Source organism: Nocardia coffeae (assembly GCF_019890715.1).
GTDB classification, from domain to species: Bacteria; Actinomycetota; Actinomycetes; order Mycobacteriales; family Mycobacteriaceae; genus Nocardia; species Nocardia jiangxiensis.
In genome coordinates this window covers 148,920-166,384 of sequence record NZ_JAINZY010000015.1, presented here as the reverse complement: position 1 = coordinate 166,384, position 17,465 = coordinate 148,920, and the positions used below count along the sequence as shown (strand labels likewise).

Here is a 17,465-nt window from a genome sequence, read left to right as displayed (position 1 = left end):
TCACCTGTGCCTGAACATACGGGTGTTGGCGGTGATCGCTGTGCTGTGCTGGCTGTGCGCGTTCCGGGCCGCGGTACTCAGGTCTGCGACTCCGTCGACGAATTCTTGCGCAGCGACCGCCCATTCAGCGTGCGCCTTCTGGTGGGCGTCGGCAGCGATGCCCTGCCAGGCGCCGTCGGCGTGCAGGGTGGCGACCTTCTGATCGAGGACGGACAAGTGATCGGTGAGGAAGTCGACAAGGCTTGTCAGCCGGGTGACCAGGTTATCGAGCTCGTCAAGGTTGACGGTGAATTCGTCGCTGCTGCTCATGGTCACCCTATCGGTGGGAGATCCAAACTCGACACCTGCGCGGCGAACTGGTTGTCTTGTGCGTCATAGGATTTCGCGGTCGCACCGAGAGTCGAAGCCATGGTCGTGAGCGCTGCGAAGATCTTCTGGCCGCTGTCCTGGCATTCGAACCAGCCTTTGGCGAAACTGTCGGATGCGGTGCTCCGCCACGACCCTTTCGTCAGGATGTCCACTTCGCGGCCCGCGCTCACCAACGCCGCATGCAGCACATCAGCCAGGTCGTAGGCGTACTTGCCCACCGCGGCGACCTCAGCGGGCACAACCGAGAGGTCTGAAGTTCCCCCGTCCGATGTCATGCCCGAACAGTAGCAGGGGCCGACCACAGTCGCTCTGCACATCAAGATCACCCTCTACCGAGCAGAGGATTCGCTGCATGACTCCGCGCTCAGTCTGACTTGACGAATACAGAGCGCCGCTCGCTGGATCGCACTGTTCCAACTCGCCACTGAGATACCCGCAGAAAAGCTGGCCGGGCGCTGGGGGCTGCTGTTCGACGAGTTCGCCAGGTACCGGCCGCTGGAAGAGTTCCTGGCTGCTGATGTACCCGCGCTGGTCGTGCACGGTGACCAGGACACCACAGTGTCGTACCAAATACCTTCCGAAGCCGCGACAGTTCGGCCGAACACCCTGCTGCATAAGGTGCTCGGCTCGGACAACGGCTTCGATTCACGTGAACGCGAGAATGAAGCGATCTCTGTGACGGTGAATCGGCTGGCCGGGCACCCGCGCCCGGTGTCGTGACCCCAGTGAACCGGCATGCCCATGGCGCGGCCCGGCGAAGGTGCTCAGGCGATATGTCCAGCTCGCTGGGGCCGGTGACGCCCTGCCCTCACAGCTGTCATCCCAGGCTGAATTCGTAGACCGCGCGGCTGCGACCCGGTCCTTTGTAGTCGGTGATGACCGATACGCCGTCGATCTGGTGGTCGCCGGGGATATTGACGTAGCCGAGAGTGGTCCACGTGGAGTGTGCGGCTTGATTTTCCGGTTCGGACGTCAGGTAAATCCTTGTGCAGTCCCATTTTTCGGCTTGAGAGTGCACGCTGTGCAGCAAGGCGCGAGCGATGCCTTGCTGCCGATGGTCGGGGTGGATCATGACGTCCTGGATGTAGACCTCGGTCGGGTTGTCCTGGCTGCGGAACGCGATCACCGCGCCGGTGAGGGTGTTGTCCTCGTCGATCATGACGGGGCAGGTCGAGGAGAACAGTTCGGCGTAGAGCCAGTAGTCGGACAGTCCGCGGGCGCGGATGAAAGGTTCGCCGAGTTCCATGAGGTCGTGAACTTCGTTGATGTGCTCGACGCTGAGGGGAGTGACGTTCATAGGCGCTCCTGTGTGTGGATTTTTCGTACGATGCTGGTCAGTTGATATGTGAGGTCCGCTGGTGTGACCATGTCGGCGATGCTTCGGCCGATGATCGCGATATCCCAGTCGGGGCTGCCGGTGAGTTCGTCGTCGGTGGCGCTGAATCCGCCGGAGACCGCAACGGGGAGTTGGCTGCGGTTGCGAATTGTCCTGGCGGTGGCGAGGGGTGGTTGCTTGCGATGCCGAGATCGATGTTGGTGGTGACGACGAAGCCGTCGATTCCGGTGCGTTCCATGGGGCCTGCCCGACCGCGTGGCCGAGCAGATCAGCGCTGGACTGGCCAGCAATCCTGATTCCCGGCCCATGATGCCGGAATTGCGCACCAGTCTGCGCGAGGCCGCGGCCGCCACGCCATGAACCACTCGAAGGAAGGGAACACAGCCGACACCACGCACGCACCAGATTCGAAAAGAACAGCGAAAGTGATTCCAACAGAAGGGATTCCATCATGATCGACACCACCGACGAGATCACCGACTTCCTCGCAGCGGTCGAGAAGTTGCGCGACGACGAGGGCGCTGTCCGCACCACAGCACACACGTCGAGCATCATCGCCGCCGGCTGGCCGAGCGTCGAGATGTAGTCACGCCAGTGTGGGCTGCGCCGATGTTGTCGCAGCCCACCTCAGCCCCGCCACCGAAACGAGCGAAAGGCACCGTCGTGGACGAGCTGACCGGGATATTCCGATACCAGCGGACAACCGACCTGCACCGGGCCCGCGCCCGCTCAATCTGCACGGTCCTGTCCGGCCTCGATGCCCGTGACAGAAGCGAAACTGCCACCAGTGCAATGGATTACGCGCTGGCCCACCACTTCCTCGAAGGTGTAGAACTCGCCGCTCGCAGCGGTGACGGAGACACCTTGAGCTGGTATCGCACCCATCCGACATCGATTCCGCCACATTGGTTCACCCCGACCCCGATCGGCCCCACGATCGTGCAATGCCCCGACCCCACGACGCTGCTCCGGTCCCCGCTTGCCGACACGCCTTACCATCTGCTCGGCCCAAGTACTGAGCCCGCGTCGTCCCGCGCGGCCGAGCTGGTCGCCACGGCATTCGATATCGCGGCCGAACACGGGTTCGGTGACCTGATCGCCAATCATTCGCCGATCGTGTGCCTGCTGATCGAGCGAAGACTCGATGAGCCGCTCAACAGCTGGGCCATCTCCCGGCTGCCCGGCACCGTCTTTCTCGACCATGTCGGCGATCCAACGATCCTCGCCCGCGACTTGGTCCACGAAGCAGGCCACAACTGGCTCAACGACGCCCTCGCTGCAGCCGGCATCGGCCTCGACGACGGGAAAACCTGGAACTCGCCCTGGAAGAACACGCACCGACCCACATTCGGATTCCTTCACTCCTGCTGGGCATTTCCCCTCACCATGCTGTTCGCCGCCCGAGCCATCGGCCGAGTCCCCGAAGTGCTGGCCACCTACCTTGCCCAGCACCGCCAGAAACTGGCCACCACCGACGCCGACCATGACTGCGCGCTCGCGGCGATCACCGACATAGAGCTACGCGAACGTCTCCGCATGGTCCACGCACTGGCTCAACGCGGATGACTCGATCAACCGCTTCCGGACACACACTTTCGATCACATCGACTTCGGCATGACGTCTTTAGCCGAGCAGATTCGGACCATCCAAGGACAAAGCCAAGTGGCCCCACTCCGACATCGGGTTCGGAATGAGGCCGCTTGACTTGTGCGGTACGCAGTCGAGGAAAACTACGCCCTCGGTCGGTTGAATTCTCCGCTCTGCACGTCCGCGGCGAATGCATCCCACTCGCTCGGAGCGAAAACCAGCGCGGGACCGTTGGGGTTCTTCGAGTCCCGAACGCCGATCATGCCTTCGTCGAGGAACGCTACCTCGACACAGTCCTGGCTGCCACCGCTTCGGCTGCTCTTGAACCAGCGAGCTTTGGACAGATCAACGCTCACTCTGCGTACTCCCTTGCCTTATCACGAAGCAGTTGCCTGCTGTCTTGCTCGCTCAACGCTACCTGCCCAAGGTCGGCGTGCGCTTGGCGATACCGTTCCACAACGTTCAGATCTTCGAAGTACATCGCCCCGGCAAACCCCTCGGCGTACACCATCGACGGCTCGATAGGCATGTCATGTTTGGACTGTGGAAAGTCCAGGATGGTGAATGGCCCGGTCAGGTCGCCCAACGGCACACCGGCACCGAACGGCAGAACCCTGATCGTGATGTTCGGCCGAGTCCCGGTGTCGGCGAGGTGTCGTAGCTGCACATCCATTATTCGACGGCCACCGATGACCCTGTCCAGTGCGGACTGGTCGAGGATGACGTCCAGAGGCACCGGCTTCCTCTTCCTGGTCAACAAGGTCTGACGCCGTATCCGCACATCAACACGCCGCGCGATCTCGCCCTCCTGCTCAGACGGATGCGCAAGCTGGGTTAGTGTCCGTGCATATTCGGGCGTTTGCAGCAGGCCGGGCACCAGTTCCTGGAACGAGGTCAACCGCGCTGCTCCTGCCTCGAGTCCCATGTACACATCGAAGTTCATCGGGATCAGGTCACCATACTGATGCCACCAATTCTGGGTATTGCCTTCCTGTGCAAGTCCTTTGAGTGCTGCGGTGGTGGTTTCATCGGCTCCACACACCTGACAGATCGCCTCGATGTCCCACAGGCGGATCCGGTCGGCGCTGCCTGTTTCCAACCGCTGCACGGTGGTCGCGCCTCGCTCGATGCGGCGCGCAAGTTCGGCAATCGTCATTCCGGCCCCCTGACGCAGGTCCCGCAGCAATCGCCCAAGCTGACGGCGCGGGATGGTGGCACTGATATCCGCCATCGTGAACCTCCTTCCTTGGATTCGGTCGTCCAATTTCGTGGATGACCGTCACGGAGTCTGTGGATATTGTCCTAGGTTTTCTGACCAATCCCAATGGATTATCCATTTTCGGTTGTCCCTTGTCTGCCGATCCGCTGTGCTGGGCGTTGACAGACGGGAAACCGCAGGCCGGATCTCGGTAGTCATCGGAACTGCAACACGAACTGGAGAGCGACGAGCAGGTCGTCCCGGGACTCCTCCGGGTACACCCTGCGCAGCGGCTCATTGATGGCGCGGAAGTTGCGCGCCCTGGCGTCAACTGGCAAATCTACCTCATCAATCGGAGGCATCGAAGTGATGAATGAACAAGCAGCGCAGCCGGATTCATCCGGAGGCTGCCCGACGGCGATCGGCATGGTGCGTGGTGAGGTGTCGGGACTCGATGCGCCGCGCCACGCGCTCGAGGTCGAGCGTCACGCGACCAGGTTGGGGTATCGGTACCTGTACACCGTGCGGCCCCCTCGGGATGCTCTCGATCCGATTGCGTACGCGCTGGGCATCGCGGCCGGGCTCGATGCGGTGGCGGTCGTGGTATACGACCTGGCGCAGGTCGACAACCAGCCGGAGTTGGTCTGTGACGACTTCGATCTGGAAACCGTTTGCCCACCGGAGACCTGGGCGCGGGCCGCGCAGCCAGCACCGATCGAATCGGGTGCGGCGTGAGGGGCGCGGCGGTGGCGTCGCCGCAGGTGTGTGATCGTGCTGATGTCGCATTGGCGCATGAGCAGATGCGGCACCATCTCGCCTGTCGGGTTGATCGGTGCGCGTGGAAAGCGGCGGCGTATCGGACGTTGGTCGATGCAGGCCGCCTCGTGCCGCCGAGGTGGAGCCCGCGCGAGCGCGCCGACGCGCGAGGGCTGAAGTTCCCACTGCTTCCCGGTGAACCGGGCGCACACAGCGAGCCTTCGGTACAGACGATCCGCGATGTGCTGAGCAAGCTTTCGGAGTTGAGCCCGTCACCTGCTGTGACTGCGAGGACATCTGGCGGCGAAGGCGATCATTAACCTTCTCGAGGAGCCGGTATGAGTGAGCGTTGTACCGAAGCGGTGGGTTGGGTGGCGCGTTGGAGACTGGACCACCACTGCGTACGAATACTGCTGGTGCGCAATGATTCCGAGGTAGACCCTTTGTTTTCGGCGGCCGTGCCCGCTGCCGCCCCGGACTTGGCGGAGATGCGTGAGCAGTACCCGAAGCTCTCGGAGCTGTGGGACGCGATCCGTGGCGAGTACTGGGCAGAAGTCTTTACAGCCCAAGAGAATTCATGCTGAACCATCGACCCCCAGCAGGTGAGGCGGATCGGGTGTCGAGTCCTGCCGGTGAGCGTGTGGAGTTCTCGCGCAGCCTGACACGCACTATCCGGGCGCTGGGGTTGATCGGCAAGCCGATCTCGGCCCGCAGTCTCGCGGGAAGTTTCAGCCTCGGGCCGACTATCGCCGCGCTGCGCTGGCTGCTGGAGATCAGGTACGTGGCCACGGGAACCTCGCCCACGGCCGGACGGCACCGCGAGCCGGTGTACTGGCTCACCGACGACGGGCTGGGCATGTACCGAAACCTGCTGCGCCGCAGTATCTCTGCGGGCCAGGGAACCTGTTGGCGCGACTGAGCGTGTCAGTTTGTTCGTTTATGGAAGAGAGGTTGTGTTGGTGGAGAGAGGGATTGTGAAGTGGTACAACCCGCGCCTGGGGTACGGATTCATCGGTCGCCCTGGGCGTAAGGCGGATGTGTTTCTGCATTTCTCGGGTTTGGTCGATCGAGGGGCGAGGCGTCCGGATCCTGGGGATGCGGTCAGTTTCGATCTCGGTGAGGGAAGGCATGGGCCCAAAGCGGTCAACGCCCGCGTCTTCTCGCCGCGAAGCTCGGAACCGTCACCGTCCGCGGAGGCTTCCGCGCCGCTGGAGCGGTGATGGCTGATCACATGTTTGTCACCGCCACCAGTTACTTCGCCGAAGACCTGTGCGCAGTGGAGTTGTATGGCTCGGTGTCTCCCGGCCGTGCGGGGGAGTTGGCGCGGATCCATCACGGCCACCTCCTTGAGGAGTGCGCGGTGCTGCGAGCGGTCATGGTGCAGACGGAGGTGTGCTGTGGGTAGTGGTGTGGGCGGGTTCGCCTACGACTGCGATCACGACTGCGCTGATGATCCGCGCCCGATCGGGTCGTTACTGATCGCGGTAGCGTGGGCCGATCTCACCCGCCGTTGCGATCCGGACGAGTGCTGGACACACGCCAGAGCACGAGAAGTACTCGACGCCTTCGGTTTCGACCTGGATAGCGCGCCGCGTCAGTGTCTCAACGGCGCCTACAACATTCACGCCTCCCGGGTCAACGCCTGGGTGGTCGCGTCCAGGCTCGACAGGCCCGATGCCTACTGTGGTGTGGGTCCCGGCCCGGTCACCGAGTCCGCCGGCCGGAAGCTCGTGGACCTGCACCGCTGCTGCGATACCCGCAGGTGTCGAGTCAAACAGCTTGGGCAGCAAGCGATTACAGGCACCGAACAGCTTTCGGTGCCCGAGTGTCGGGTGCCCGAGGACCGGATCGTCCGCGCGGTGGAGCGGGTGATGGCCGCTGATATCGCGCTCGAGGACGCCACGCACGCCCTGCACGCGGGAGGGTGTGAGGCGCCCTCAGCACTGCTCACCGCAGCAGCGAATTCCGGATTCGCCCGCCGTCATCGCGATGCTCTGTTCGTCCAAGGACTTCCCGAGGACGGCACGGTGCCGCTGTCCATGATCATCGGATTCGGGTTGGGTATGGCGGATGTCCGCCGTCTCGTGCCCAACCTGAGTTCCGTCGCCCCGCCGGGTCGGCGCGGCCGGTGACGGCCACGGGCCTGTACCCGTCTCGCCGCCCCGGGGGATGCGGTCCGCGTGCGAGAGCTGGCGTGCGGGTCGGCGTGGATTTCCCGGTTCGATCGGGCCCGAACGTGGACTGGATTGTTTCAAAACCCGAGTGCTACAGGAGGATTGAGGGAATGTCGTATCTCGCTCGGCGCAGTGTGGGTCGACGGTTGCGGGTACTGCGCGAGGAAGCCGGTGTGCGTCAGGGAATAGCGGCAAGTGCGGCGGAGGTGTCTCAGAGCGTCATCGTCCGTATGGAACGTGGACTGCCGACACGGGTCGGGACTATCCACATCAAAGCGCTGTTGGATCGGTATGGGGTCGGGGATGAGGAGCAACGCGAGAGCATTCTCGCGGTGGTGCAGTTGGTGCGTCAGGCCCGCAAGGCACGGCCGCGATGGTGGGACGCGTTCGCGGCCTCGCTGTCGCCGGAGGAGATCGAGCGGATCGAGCTGGAAACCGAGGCGCGGTCGATGAGCTTGTGTGGCGCGACGCTGGTTCCCGAGCTGCTGCGCACCGCGGACTACCAGCGCGCCACCGCGCGAGCCCTGTACCCGCAGGACACGGTCGCGGACATCGCTCGGCGGGCCGAGATCACCGAGCATCGCTGGAAAAGCCTGCGAGACAATGACACCCGGCTCGAGGTGTACCTCCTGGAATCCGCGTTGCGGCAGCCGCTGGGCGGGTCGGAGGTGATGGCCGATCAGCTCACCTACCTGGCCGAGCTCGGCGAACTACCGAACATCTCGATCCGGATCGTCGGGCCAGAGGCAGGCAGCCATATCGGATTGCATCTGGGCAATCTCGTGCTGGTCGAGTTCGATGCCCTGCTGTCCGGTGGCCAGCCCGAACCGCCGATCGTGTTCTTGCCGGGCCTTCCGCAGGACTTGTGCCTGGATCAGGACGGCCAGGCCGACCGCTACCGGGACGCGGTGGCGGGCCTGAGCCGAATTGCGCTGCCGCAGGACACCTCTCGCACACGCATCCGCGAGATCGCCTCGGACTACCAAACGTGAACCCACACGCACAGCAACCCCGGCCGGGAAAAGACGGCGTGGTGAGCCAGCGTGAATGGCGGACCCGTGCGGCGTGCCGCAAGTATCCACCGGAGTTGTGGTGGCCCGAGCAACGCGGGCGGTTGCGTGTCCGGGTGGTTGCTCCGGTGATCGAGATCTGCTGGAGCGAGTGTCCGGTCCGGCCACGCTGCGCCCAGCAAGCACTCGACGACGGTGCGCGCCACGGAATCTGGGGCGGTGTGGACCTGAGCGACGGACGACGTGGTCGCCTCAAACAAGCCAGGAAGGCGCTACGCGGCTCCGCGGCCACCCCGACCGAACTCGACGACTACCCCGAGCCACCGGAATCTTCCGATCGAAGGAGCAGCCGATGACCTGGACACCCAGTGCTGGGCTGTACGCGTTGCGTGCGGTCCGTGCCTTCACACTGCCCCGCCAGGGCGGGACGGGATCGGGCTATCGTCTGGTCGCGGCCCGAACCGATACGTACCAGCCGTGCGCTACCTGTACCTACGCGAGTACGCCCGAGGGCCAGGGGGTTCCGGTGACGGTGTGGCGGGTCACGGATCCGCCGACGCCGTGGTGGATCATCCCGGAGGTATATTGCTGTGCGGCCGGGCACGCCGAGCTGCATGTGCGGGCAGCGCCCGCGCAGGTGCGCCAGGTCCGCCGGTGGCCCTCGCTGCTGCGGCTGTGGCGGATCGCGCTGGTGGCATCGCGGTCGTTCGTTGGCCGGGGACTTGCCGTCGAAGTCGTCGACCAACTCGACGATGACCTTCTTAGCTATCAACACCCTCCACTACGCTCGTATCCGACGCGGCCGCATGGTAATCCGCTCGACGGTCAGCAACAAATTCCTGCTCTCGCCGACAACAACGAGAACCCGATTCATGCGCTTCTGGTTGCCGCCGTGCGGGCGTTTCGTGCCGAATGACCTTCACTGTCATGAAGGTTCAGCAGGTTGAATGATCTGGGAGAAAGTGTCGACGAAACCTCTGCCTTCGATGAGGCTACGAGCGGCTGTTCTGGTCATGGGTTCGGTGAAAAGGTAGCCCTGTCCGCGGGTGCAGCCGAGTTCGATGAGGGTTCGTGCTGCTTCGGGGGTTTCGATTCCTGCTGCTGAGACCTCGAGGCCGAAGGCGGAGGCTAGTCCCAGGATCGCTCGGACTACGGCCGCGTCCTCGTTGTTCGGGAGCAGGTGCTGTACGAACGAGTGGTGTATCTCGATGTAGTCCACGGGTAGGCGGCGGAGCATGGCGATGGACCCGTTATAGGTACCGAATCCTCCTATGCCTACTTTGATTCCGAGGCGCTTCAGTCCCCGTACGATCTCTGTGGTCTTTTCGAGGTCGGTGTCTTCGTCTGCGGCCAGCTCTATCGATATCGTGGTGGGGTCGACGTCGATCCGCAGGACGGTGTCCTCGACGCTGGTGACGAAGTCGGGGCGGGCGAGTAACGAGGGCGCGACGTTGATGCGCAGCAACAGGTCCCTGGCGAGTCCTTCGGTGTGCCATTGGGCGAATTGGGTGCAGGCTGCGTGGAGAACCCAGCGTCCGAGTTCTGTTGCAAGACCGGCCTTTTCCGCTGTACGTATGAAAGATGCGGGGAACAGCAGGCCCCGTTCAGGATGGGCCCATCGAACCAATGCCTCGATCGTCACCAGGGCGCCGGTGTGTAAATCGAGCTCGGGTAGATAATGCAGTTCCAGTTGCCCGGATCGGATGCCGGTGTGTAACTGCTGTTCGGTGGATGGTTCTGTCGACTGTGAGCGGTTGCGGATCAAGCCGAGATGGTCGAGTAGTGGGTTGAGGTCGGCTTGAGGCTGGCGCAGTCCCACTGCGGTCAGCTCGCGGCACAGCTGACGGTGCAGTACTGGCAGAGTCAGCAGTTCGAAGTCCCCTTCCACGCCATCGCGAAGAAGGCGGATGAGCCGACCGGTGTAGGCAGGGTAGGTCTCGGCGTCGAGTTTCTTCGAGATTCCGTTCGGGGGAGCGGAGGTCAGAACCGCCGTTCCCTCGGTGACGACCTCGTTCAACACGCTGCGGTCGCTTGCTGATTGGTCGAGACCGAGTGCACGCCCGGAGTAGCAGCAGTCGAGAATTACGACTCTGGCCCGAGCGGGACTGTCCACGTACAGGTCACGGAAGGCGTCGAACGGAATCCCGCCTATTCCAGGACGATTCGGGTGCGTGTCGGCCGCCGCCAGATGCAACTCCCCGCGCCGCGGGCCCAGTACCCCGTGCCCGGCGAAATAAATCAGCAGCAGATCGCGCGCCCGGTCGGCTGCTGCTGCGACGGCCGCGCCTATCGCTGCCGGTGATGCTGTGGCCGGCAACACCGTGCAGTGCTCGGGATCGAGCGAACCACGGACCGCGTCGGTGAGCACATCACGCAGTTCGACCGCGCCGGCGTGTACTCCCGGCAGGTCAGGCAGATACTTATACCGGTCGATCCCGATGAGGATCGCTCGTGAGGTATCCCGATCCGGTAGACGCATCCCGGCCCCCCACATCTGCCTTCGGATCACCCGTCAGATCGACCACGGACTGCAGGATTGCCGATACGTCCCGCACCCGCTCCGCGTCGACGATCACGGATTTCCCATCAGGGCTACGGATTTCGATCCGGACATCGGACCGTCGTGGCTGCGCGAACCATGCCCTCAACGACGTCGCCAGAACCGACAACACCCCACCGCTTCCCACCGCGACGGTCGCCAGCCCAACCAGTGAACCCATCTCGCCGAGAGTGGGGACCACGTCGAGCGGTGTCACCGTGCCACGCAGCTCGGGTTCCCGGCGTAACCAGCCGATCAACTCCCGTGTCAAGTGTGTACCGTCCGCTCCGGTCGCCGACAGCGTGAGTTCTGTTCCCAAGGTTCACCCGCCCGGCTCCGCTGATGCACAACCCAAACGTTTGCAGGATACCGCGAAAACTCAAGGGAGGTATCGTTTTACGAACCTGGGAACATCCGGTGGTAGGTGGGCACGGGCCTGGTCGGACCGTCGCGGTATTCATCGCTTATCACGCACATCGTTGGTCGGTTGTCCGGTCTGTGCGCTGACGCGTGCGGTGCCGACCATCAGCATGGGCAGGGAGACGGGCTGGATGACGTTGGACTAGCACGACAGTTGTATTTCGTTGTTTTGCGGTCGGTCTGGTCGTGCGGTAGCTTGCCGGCCGGTGCTGGGTGATGTTGCCGCAGAGGATGTTTCGGCGTGGCGTGCGAGTTTCGATGAGGTGTTCGCTCGGGTGGCGGGGGTGTTCTATCGGGCGGAGCCGCGGCGGTGGGCGCGGTCGTATCTGACGGGGTTGCTGGCGCCGGTGGAGCGCAAGAACGCCGGGCAGTTGTCCGAGGCTGCTGGGGAGGTGGATCCGGGCCGGTTGCAGCATTTCCTGAATCGGTCGCGGTGGGATGCTGATGAGCTGCGCGATTGTCTGCGCTCGTATGTCGTCGAGGCGCTGGCGGGCCCGGATGGTGTCCTGGTCCCGGATGACACCGGGTTTGTGAAGAAGGGAGTGAAGTCGGCGTGTGTGCAACGCCAGTACTCCGGAACGGCTGGGCGTGTGGAGATTTCCCAGCTCGGGGTGTTCCTGGCCTACGCTGGGCGCTCGGGTCGGGCGCTGATCGACAGGGAGCTTTATCTGCCCGAGTCGTGGATCGGGGATCGTGACCGCTGCGCCGAAGCAGGTATTCCTGAAAGTCGTTGCAGTTCAGGTCTTCTGACGAAGCCCAGGCTTGCGGAGATGATGATCGCCCGGACCCTGGATGCCGGGGTGGCCGCGGGGTGGGTGGCCGCGGACGCTGCCTACGGCCGCGACGGCAGGTTCCGTGCATTCTGCGAGGCCCGTCGCCTGTCCTACGTTCTCGAGGTGCCGGTCCGGCACACCGTGGCTGATCTCGACGGCCGCCGCCGCGTCGACACGCTCGTCGCCCGAGCGCCTGATAAGGCGTGGCACCGGGTTTCGGCCGGGCTCGGTGAACGTGGTGAACGTGAATACGACTGGGCTTGGGCCACCCTCCCGAATTTCGGCGATCTCCCCGCCGGATACGCCAGGACCCTGCTGGCCCGCCGATCCCTCGACAACCCCGCCGATATCGCCTACTACCTGTGTTTTCACCCCGCCACGATCGAGCGGGAACAGGTCGTGGCCGTCGCCGGCGCCAGGTGGGCGGTCGAGGAATGCTTCCAGGCCGCCAAAGACCAATGCGGCCTGGACCACTACCAAGTCCGCAAATGGTATCCCTGGTACCGGCACATCACCCTGGCCATGCTCGCCCACGCCTTCCTCGCCGTCACCGCCGCCACCGACCCAAAAGCCCACGCGGGCTGGGCCGAATCACAGTCGCCGACATCCGCCGTCTCCTGGCGATAGTGCTCCACCCCGCCCGCACCCTCACCCACGCACTCGCCGCCTGCCACTGGCGTCGACACCACCAAGCACACGCTCGACAACTCCGCCACCAGCAAAAACGATTATGAGACAACGAAATACAACTGTCGTGTTAGGGCGTGTCCGTTGATTCCCGACAAATCCCACGGGGTCGTGGTCATGCCTGCTCGTCGACGTGGGCGTCGTAGGCTGCCCGCGCGGCGTCGATGTCGTCGACGGTGGTGAAAGCCCACTCGATCAACGGCTGAACGGCCCTGCGCAGACTGTGCCCGGCCTCGGTCAACGAGTAGGTGACCTGCGGCGGCACCGTGGGGGTCACCGTGCGTGAGACAAGGCCGTCGCGCACGAGTCGGCGCAGGGTGACGGTGAGCATGCGCTGGCTGATCCCGGCCACGACCCGCCGGGCCTGACTGAACCGCAGTGGGCCTTGCCCCAGAGCGGCCACGACGTAGAGCGACCACTTGTCCGAAACCAGGTCCAGGACCTCCCTCGCCCGGGTTCCACCTTCCCCGCAGATTGGGTCCGTATCGTCGTTGACCTGCATGGTTACCTCCAGAGAACCACGGCACTCGAAAGTGCCTTCTTGACCACCCCTGGGTGGTTATCCAAAGTTACCAAGGAACCATTGGTAACTACTTGGCTTCTCGTCTCACCCAGGGAAGAGGCCGTTTCTGAAGGAGTTCTCTTCGTGCCTACTATCGCAGTCGTTGGCGCCGGACCCGGTATGGGCCTGGCCATCGCCCGCACCTTCGGCTCCCACGGATTCGACGTGGCGCTGTTGTCCCGCAGCCAGGCCAACCTCGACGCACACGCCGCGACTCTTTCCTCGGAAGGCATTTCCGCCAAGGGCTTTGCGGCCGACGTTTTGGACACCGATTCCCTGACCGGCGCACTCGAGGCCGCCGCACAATACTTCGGCGGAATCGAGGTCCTCGAATACTCCCCAAGCGGCCCCGAGCCGGAGTTCCTCACACCCACCAGGGTCACCGCTGCGCATGTGGATCTGCAGATGCGGTACCTGGTCTATGGTGCGATCGCCGCCACCGGAGTGGTGTTGCCGGCGATGCGGAAGGCCGGTGCCGGCACGTTGCTGTTCACCACCGGAGCCGGGTCGATCGATCCCACCCCGATGCTCGGTGACATCAACACCGCGGGTGCGGCCCTGCGTTCGTGGGTGCTGAACTTGCACAAGGAACTCGTGCTCGAGGGCATTCAGGCCGCGCATGTTGCCATCGGGGCGTGGATCGGTGACCGCGCGCCTGAAGGTACGCCGAGCGCGTCCGCGGATCAGATCTCCCCGCTGTACTGGGACCTGTATGTCCAGCGTGACCAGGCCGAGAAAATCTTCACTCCCTGACCGACACCCCCTCGGGCCGTCACGTCCGGTACCTGGATGAAGAAGTTGCCCAGTGAATGTCGCCTTGTGGATCTTGGCCGGGGTCCTGGCCGTCGTGTTCGCAGCTGCCGGGGTGATGAAAACCACCCAGCCCAGGGACGAGCTCGCCGAGAAGCTGCCGTGGGTAGAAGACGTCTCCACCGGCACGCTGCGGCTGATCGGCGTGGCCGAGATGCTCGGCGCGCTCGGTCTGATCCTGCCGGTGTGGACGGGGATCGCGTCGGTACTCACCCCGATCGCTGCGGCCGGTCTGACCGTGATCATGGTCCTGACCATCGTCATCCATGCCCGGTGCAAGGACCCCACGGCGATCGTCGTCAATCTCGTGGTTCTGCGGGCGGGCGTCCGCCCGCCTTCGACGCCGAGTCCTACAAGGGGCGAAACGTCGTCGAACGGTCCTTCAACCTGCTCAAGCAGTGGCGTGGACTGGCCACGAGGTTCGACAAACTGGCCATCATCTACCGCTCGGCTGCGGTCCTCGCGGCGGTCCTGACCTGGGCCAAGAATTAACGGACATGCCCTAGCTTGAGCTTTAACCTCGGGGCCGGTCTGAATGGCCCATGGTTTGATCTTGAAAGAAGCCCTTGGGTGATGATTCTTCTTGCGACAGAAGGAAACTCACTCCAGGGGCTTCAGTGAATAGTGTGCACGACACCGGCGGTGCTGGTGCGTTCGGGGACCTGTCGGCGTTGCGGCAGGAGTTGTATCGGTGCGTGACCGCGCGGGCCGATGCCGTGTTCGATCTGGTCGATGCGGTGTTGTGCGCGGATGGGCCGGTGCGGTCGCTGCCGGAGTTGTCGCTGGTCGGCGAGCATCGCCGGGGACATGGCAGCGTGAATGTGGCCCTGGACCGTGGCCGGATCGATGTGGACCGGCTGCGGCGGGCGCTGGCGAGCGTGCCGCTGCCCAGGGCGGCTGATCGGCGGCTGGTGCCGGCGGTGGACATCACGTGCTGGTTGCGGCCCGAAGGCGCATACCTGCCCGGAACGGATCTTGTGTCACACTTATGGCCGGGCCAAGAACACCCATCAGATGATTCCGGGCTGGCCGTATTCGGTGGTATGCGCGCTGGAAACCGGTCGCAGCTCGTGGACCGCGCCGTTGGACATGGTCCGCTTGGCCCCTGGGGACGACGCAGCCACCGTCACCGCCGCCCAGCTGCGGGCCGTGATCGGCAACCTGATCGCCCACGGGCAACAGCGTGCCGGTGACCCCGACATCTGGATCGTCGCGGACGCCGGCTACGACGCACCCCGGCTGGCGTTCCTTCTATCCGACCTGCCCGTGCAGGTGCTGGGCCGGATGCGCTCGGACCCTGTCCTGCGTCGATCCGCTCCACCCTGGCTGCCCGGCACAACCGGCCGTCCGCCTCGCCACGGCGGAGAGTTCGTCTTCGGCGACCCGGCGACCTGGGGTGAGGCCGACACCTACACCACCACCGACACCAGACTCTACGGACCGGCCGTGGCCAGGTCGTGGAATAGCCTGCATCCCAGGCTGACTCACCGCTCGTCCTGGGTCACCGAACTCGGGAAGCTACCGGTGATCGAGGGCACCGTGATTCGTCTGGACGTCGAACGACTGCCCAGCGGTGCGATCCCGAAACCGGTGTGGCTGTGACATTCGGTCGTCGACCTGGATGCCGCCGAGGTCGATCTGTTATTGCAGGCGTTTCTTCGCCGGTTCGATATCGAGCACACCTTCCGCATGCTCAAACAGACCCTCGGCTGGACCAGCCCGAAACTCCGCGACCCGGCAGCGGCCGACCGGTGGACCTGGCTACTGCTGGCCGCCTACACACAGCTCCGCCTGGCCCGCCCCCTGGCTGCCGACCTGAGAAGGCCGTGGGAGAAACCCGCTGCCCCGCAACGACTTACACCAGCCCGTGTCCGACGAGGTTTTCGGCACCTACGCCCGAACATCGCCTGTCCCGCCAGTGCACCGAAACCCTCCCGACCCGGACCGGGCAGGCCGCCCGGGCACCGCAACCAACACCCGGCACCACGCTACGACGTGCACATCAAGACCGCCAGCAACACCCGCGCATCAAAACCAGCCGGACCGCGACCACGCCGCACAGGTTAAAACTCAAGCTAGTGATCGAGGTCATTGCTCTCGAGGTTGCCCACCATCATGACGTGAGGACTTCGTGGTCAGTGCGCGAGGATGCGCGCAGGAGTGTCGACCGTAAGTCGATGGTAGGTCTCTTCCGATATACCGGCCTGCGCGAGGCTGCGAGGAACCAGCTGGGCGAAATGGTTGAAGCCTTTGCCTCCGAAGCTCACACCCTCGGGCTTCTGCGTCACGTCGTGGCCGAGCACGATCCGCGCGTCATATCCCTTCCGGATCAGGTGGATGAGGCCCTTGAGCCGATCATCATCTTGCGGCAGTATCTCGACGCTCGACCCCCATGAGTCGAAGCCTATCGTGACTCCCCGGTCGAGCACCCGCTCCAGCAAATCGGTGCGGACGGACTTCACTGAATCTATTGACTGGAGGTACTTTTCGCGGGAGTCCCAAGGACGTAGGAAGGAGTCCATGTGCATCATGTGGAGGCGATCCGGGGGCAGCCCCACGTCGTCGAGCAGGACCCTAACCCCTTCCAGCACGTGTTCGTCGGTCATCGGGAATGCGCTGTGCACGTGTACCGACAGTCCGGTCTCCAGGGAGGCCTGGGCGCATGCGCGCAAGGTGGTGAGTTCGATCTCGCTGAGTGAGTCGTTCGGCGTCTGCGCGCTGAGGGCGCACTTGAGGATTCCCGCTCGTACGTCAGACCCTTCGATACCGTCGAGGGCCTCGCGGGTGAAGTGCGCCACCTGCTGCTTCTCGGACCATCCCTGGAAGGCGGGTGGTCGGGTCGTCGCGGTGTAGAGACCAGTCGCGCAGATGACGTGCACGTCCGCGAGTTCTGATGCAGCCCGCAGCTGCGTCACGTCGCCACGGAGCCCGATCGGTGAGGCGTCCACCACCGCCTGCCCGCCGACCTTGCGGAAGTGCCCCAGCTCCGCGGCGGTGTAGTCAATATCGCCGATGGTCATGCTCTCTTCGGAGAAGATCGCTGCCCCGCTGCGTAAGAAGGCCATGTTCTCGTTGGTGAGGGTCAGCATCGCTGGTGGCGGAGTCTGGACGCTGTACTGCTCGGCGATGATCCTCAGTGGCGTCATGTCGGAGTTGAGGTGCTCGTGCATCGTGGTCATGCCGAGTTGCTCGGGTGCGATCTCGCCCCGCACGGTGGTAATACTCTTTGCCATCTTCGTCTTT

The 17,465-nt window shown here is 64.0% G+C and carries 26 protein-coding genes and 1 pseudogene; 16 read left to right on the top strand and 11 right to left on the bottom strand.

Features of this window, described 5'->3' with window-relative positions:
- The 4 genes from K7711_RS38350 to K7711_RS38335 form a co-directional block, all read right to left on the bottom strand.
- Positions 1-309, bottom strand: a complete 309-nt coding sequence (locus K7711_RS38350; protein WP_222976238.1) for a WXG100 family type VII secretion target — start codon at positions 307-309, stop codon at positions 1-3.
- Positions 310-311: 2 nt separating this feature from the next.
- Positions 312-644: a WXG100 family type VII secretion target gene (locus K7711_RS38345; protein WP_222976236.1), complete on the bottom strand. Its 333-nt coding sequence runs from the start codon at positions 642-644 to the stop codon at positions 312-314.
- A gap of 542 nt (positions 645-1,186) precedes the next feature.
- Positions 1,187-1,666, bottom strand: a complete 480-nt coding sequence (locus K7711_RS38340) for a GNAT family N-acetyltransferase (RefSeq protein ID WP_222976234.1) — start codon at positions 1,664-1,666, stop codon at positions 1,187-1,189.
- On the bottom strand, positions 1,663-2,103 hold the full coding sequence (locus K7711_RS38335; RefSeq protein WP_222976232.1) for a hypothetical protein: 441 nt from the start codon (positions 2,101-2,103) through the stop codon (positions 1,663-1,665). Before K7711_RS38335 ends, K7711_RS38340 begins: the two co-directional genes overlap by 4 nt.
- Positions 2,104-2,156: 53 nt before the next feature.
- On the opposite strand from K7711_RS38335, the gene K7711_RS48675 reads away from it, so the two are divergent.
- Together K7711_RS48675 and K7711_RS38330 are read left to right on the top strand one after the other, a co-directional pair.
- Positions 2,157-2,291 (top strand): hypothetical protein, encoded by a 135-nt coding sequence (locus tag K7711_RS48675; RefSeq protein WP_268929652.1) that lies wholly within the window; start codon positions 2,157-2,159, stop codon positions 2,289-2,291.
- A gap of 77 nt (positions 2,292-2,368) precedes the next feature.
- Positions 2,369-3,271 carry an aKG-HExxH-type peptide beta-hydroxylase gene (locus K7711_RS38330; protein ID WP_222976230.1) on the top strand — a complete coding sequence of 301 codons (903 nt, stop codon included), beginning with the start codon at positions 2,369-2,371 and terminating at the stop codon, positions 3,269-3,271.
- 165 nt (positions 3,272-3,436) lie between these two features.
- Here K7711_RS38330 and K7711_RS38325 read toward each other — a convergent pair whose 3' ends face one another.
- Both K7711_RS38325 and K7711_RS38320 read right to left on the bottom strand, forming a co-directional pair.
- Positions 3,437-3,649: a DUF397 domain-containing protein gene (locus K7711_RS38325; RefSeq protein ID WP_222976228.1), complete on the bottom strand. Its 213-nt coding sequence runs from the start codon at positions 3,647-3,649 to the stop codon at positions 3,437-3,439.
- Positions 3,646-4,524 carry a helix-turn-helix domain-containing protein gene (locus K7711_RS38320; protein ID WP_222976225.1) on the bottom strand — a complete coding sequence of 293 codons (879 nt, stop codon included), beginning with the start codon at positions 4,522-4,524 and terminating at the stop codon, positions 3,646-3,648. Before K7711_RS38320 ends, K7711_RS38325 begins: the two co-directional genes overlap by 4 nt.
- Positions 4,525-4,860: 336 nt before the next feature.
- On the opposite strand from K7711_RS38320, the gene K7711_RS38315 reads away from it, so the two are divergent.
- The 9 genes from K7711_RS38315 (at position 4,861) to K7711_RS38275 (ending at position 9,347) form a co-directional block, all read left to right on the top strand.
- Positions 4,861-5,226 carry a hypothetical protein gene (locus tag K7711_RS38315; RefSeq protein WP_222976224.1) on the top strand — a complete coding sequence of 122 codons (366 nt, stop codon included), beginning with the start codon at positions 4,861-4,863 and terminating at the stop codon, positions 5,224-5,226.
- Between the two features lie 359 nt (positions 5,227-5,585).
- Entirely contained in the window at positions 5,586-5,831 is a 246-nt protein-coding gene (locus K7711_RS38310) for a hypothetical protein (RefSeq protein ID WP_222976222.1), read from the top strand.
- Positions 5,832-5,863: 32 nt separating this feature from the next.
- Positions 5,864-6,166 (top strand): hypothetical protein, encoded by a 303-nt coding sequence (locus K7711_RS38305; protein WP_222976220.1) that lies wholly within the window; start codon positions 5,864-5,866, stop codon positions 6,164-6,166.
- 34 nt (positions 6,167-6,200) lie between these two features.
- Positions 6,201-6,467 carry a cold-shock protein gene (locus tag K7711_RS49435; protein WP_372460227.1) on the top strand — a complete coding sequence of 89 codons (267 nt, stop codon included), beginning with the start codon at positions 6,201-6,203 and terminating at the stop codon, positions 6,465-6,467.
- Positions 6,467-6,652 carry a hypothetical protein gene (locus K7711_RS38295; RefSeq protein WP_222976217.1) on the top strand — a complete coding sequence of 62 codons (186 nt, stop codon included), beginning with the start codon at positions 6,467-6,469 and terminating at the stop codon, positions 6,650-6,652. Before K7711_RS49435 ends, K7711_RS38295 begins: the two co-directional genes overlap by 1 nt.
- Positions 6,645-7,379, top strand: a complete 735-nt coding sequence (locus K7711_RS38290; protein WP_222976215.1) for a hypothetical protein — start codon at positions 6,645-6,647, stop codon at positions 7,377-7,379. Before K7711_RS38295 ends, K7711_RS38290 begins: the two co-directional genes overlap by 8 nt.
- A 152-nt stretch (positions 7,380-7,531) precedes the next feature.
- On the top strand, positions 7,532-8,413 hold the full coding sequence (locus K7711_RS38285; protein WP_222976213.1) for a helix-turn-helix domain-containing protein: 882 nt from the start codon (positions 7,532-7,534) through the stop codon (positions 8,411-8,413).
- Positions 8,414-8,454: 41 nt separating this feature from the next.
- On the top strand, positions 8,455-8,787 hold the full coding sequence (locus K7711_RS38280) for a WhiB family transcriptional regulator (RefSeq protein WP_222976211.1): 333 nt from the start codon (positions 8,455-8,457) through the stop codon (positions 8,785-8,787).
- Between the two features lie 170 nt (positions 8,788-8,957).
- Entirely contained in the window at positions 8,958-9,347 is a 390-nt protein-coding gene (locus tag K7711_RS38275) for a hypothetical protein (RefSeq protein ID WP_222976209.1), read from the top strand.
- 9 nt (positions 9,348-9,356) lie between these two features.
- Here the strand turns inward: K7711_RS38275 and K7711_RS38270 are convergent, their stop codons facing one another.
- Positions 9,357-10,910, bottom strand: a complete 1,554-nt coding sequence (locus K7711_RS38270) for an EAL domain-containing protein (RefSeq protein WP_222976207.1) — start codon at positions 10,908-10,910, stop codon at positions 9,357-9,359.
- Entirely contained in the window at positions 10,852-11,289 is a 438-nt protein-coding gene (locus tag K7711_RS49430) for an effector-associated constant component EACC1 (RefSeq protein ID WP_372460226.1), read from the bottom strand. The genes K7711_RS38270 and K7711_RS49430 overlap by 59 nt, the downstream gene beginning before the upstream one ends.
- A gap of 310 nt (positions 11,290-11,599) precedes the next feature.
- Between K7711_RS49430 and K7711_RS38260 the strand changes: the two genes are divergently transcribed.
- A complete protein-coding gene (locus K7711_RS38260) occupies positions 11,600-12,790 on the top strand; it encodes an IS701 family transposase (protein WP_235748444.1) in 1,191 nt (396 codons plus the stop codon).
- 175 nt (positions 12,791-12,965) lie between these two features.
- On the opposite strand, the gene K7711_RS38255 is transcribed toward K7711_RS38260, so the two are convergent.
- Positions 12,966-13,352, bottom strand: a complete 387-nt coding sequence (locus tag K7711_RS38255) for a winged helix-turn-helix transcriptional regulator (protein ID WP_222976204.1) — start codon at positions 13,350-13,352, stop codon at positions 12,966-12,968.
- A gap of 144 nt (positions 13,353-13,496) precedes the next feature.
- Between K7711_RS38255 and K7711_RS38250 the strand changes: the two genes are divergently transcribed.
- Together K7711_RS38250 and K7711_RS49425 are read left to right on the top strand one after the other, a co-directional pair.
- On the top strand, positions 13,497-14,165 hold the full coding sequence (locus tag K7711_RS38250; protein WP_308015133.1) for an SDR family NAD(P)-dependent oxidoreductase: 669 nt from the start codon (positions 13,497-13,499) through the stop codon (positions 14,163-14,165).
- Positions 14,166-14,217: 52 nt separating this feature from the next.
- Complete coding sequence (locus K7711_RS49425) at positions 14,218-14,697, top strand: DoxX family protein (RefSeq protein ID WP_222976202.1); 480 nt, start codon at positions 14,218-14,220, stop codon at positions 14,695-14,697.
- Positions 14,698-14,836: 139 nt separating this feature from the next.
- Here the strand turns inward: K7711_RS49425 and K7711_RS38240 are convergent, their stop codons facing one another.
- Positions 14,837-15,031 carry a hypothetical protein gene (locus tag K7711_RS38240; protein WP_222976200.1) on the bottom strand — a complete coding sequence of 65 codons (195 nt, stop codon included), beginning with the start codon at positions 15,029-15,031 and terminating at the stop codon, positions 14,837-14,839.
- Here K7711_RS38240 and K7711_RS48070 point away from each other — a divergent pair.
- Positions 14,939-15,133 (top strand): annotated as a pseudogene (locus K7711_RS48070) (transposase); the annotation flags it as partial. The gene K7711_RS38240 and the pseudogene K7711_RS48070 sit on opposite strands and share 93 nt — an antisense overlap.
- Positions 15,134-15,197: 64 nt before the next feature.
- On the top strand, positions 15,198-15,824 hold the full coding sequence (locus K7711_RS38235) for a transposase (protein WP_222976197.1): 627 nt from the start codon (positions 15,198-15,200) through the stop codon (positions 15,822-15,824).
- Between the two features lie 533 nt (positions 15,825-16,357).
- Here K7711_RS38235 and K7711_RS38230 read toward each other — a convergent pair.
- Positions 16,358-17,455, bottom strand: coding sequence for a phosphotriesterase family protein (locus K7711_RS38230; protein ID WP_222976195.1), 1,098 nt, complete (start codon positions 17,453-17,455; stop codon positions 16,358-16,360).
- Positions 17,456-17,465: the final 10 nt, after the last annotated feature.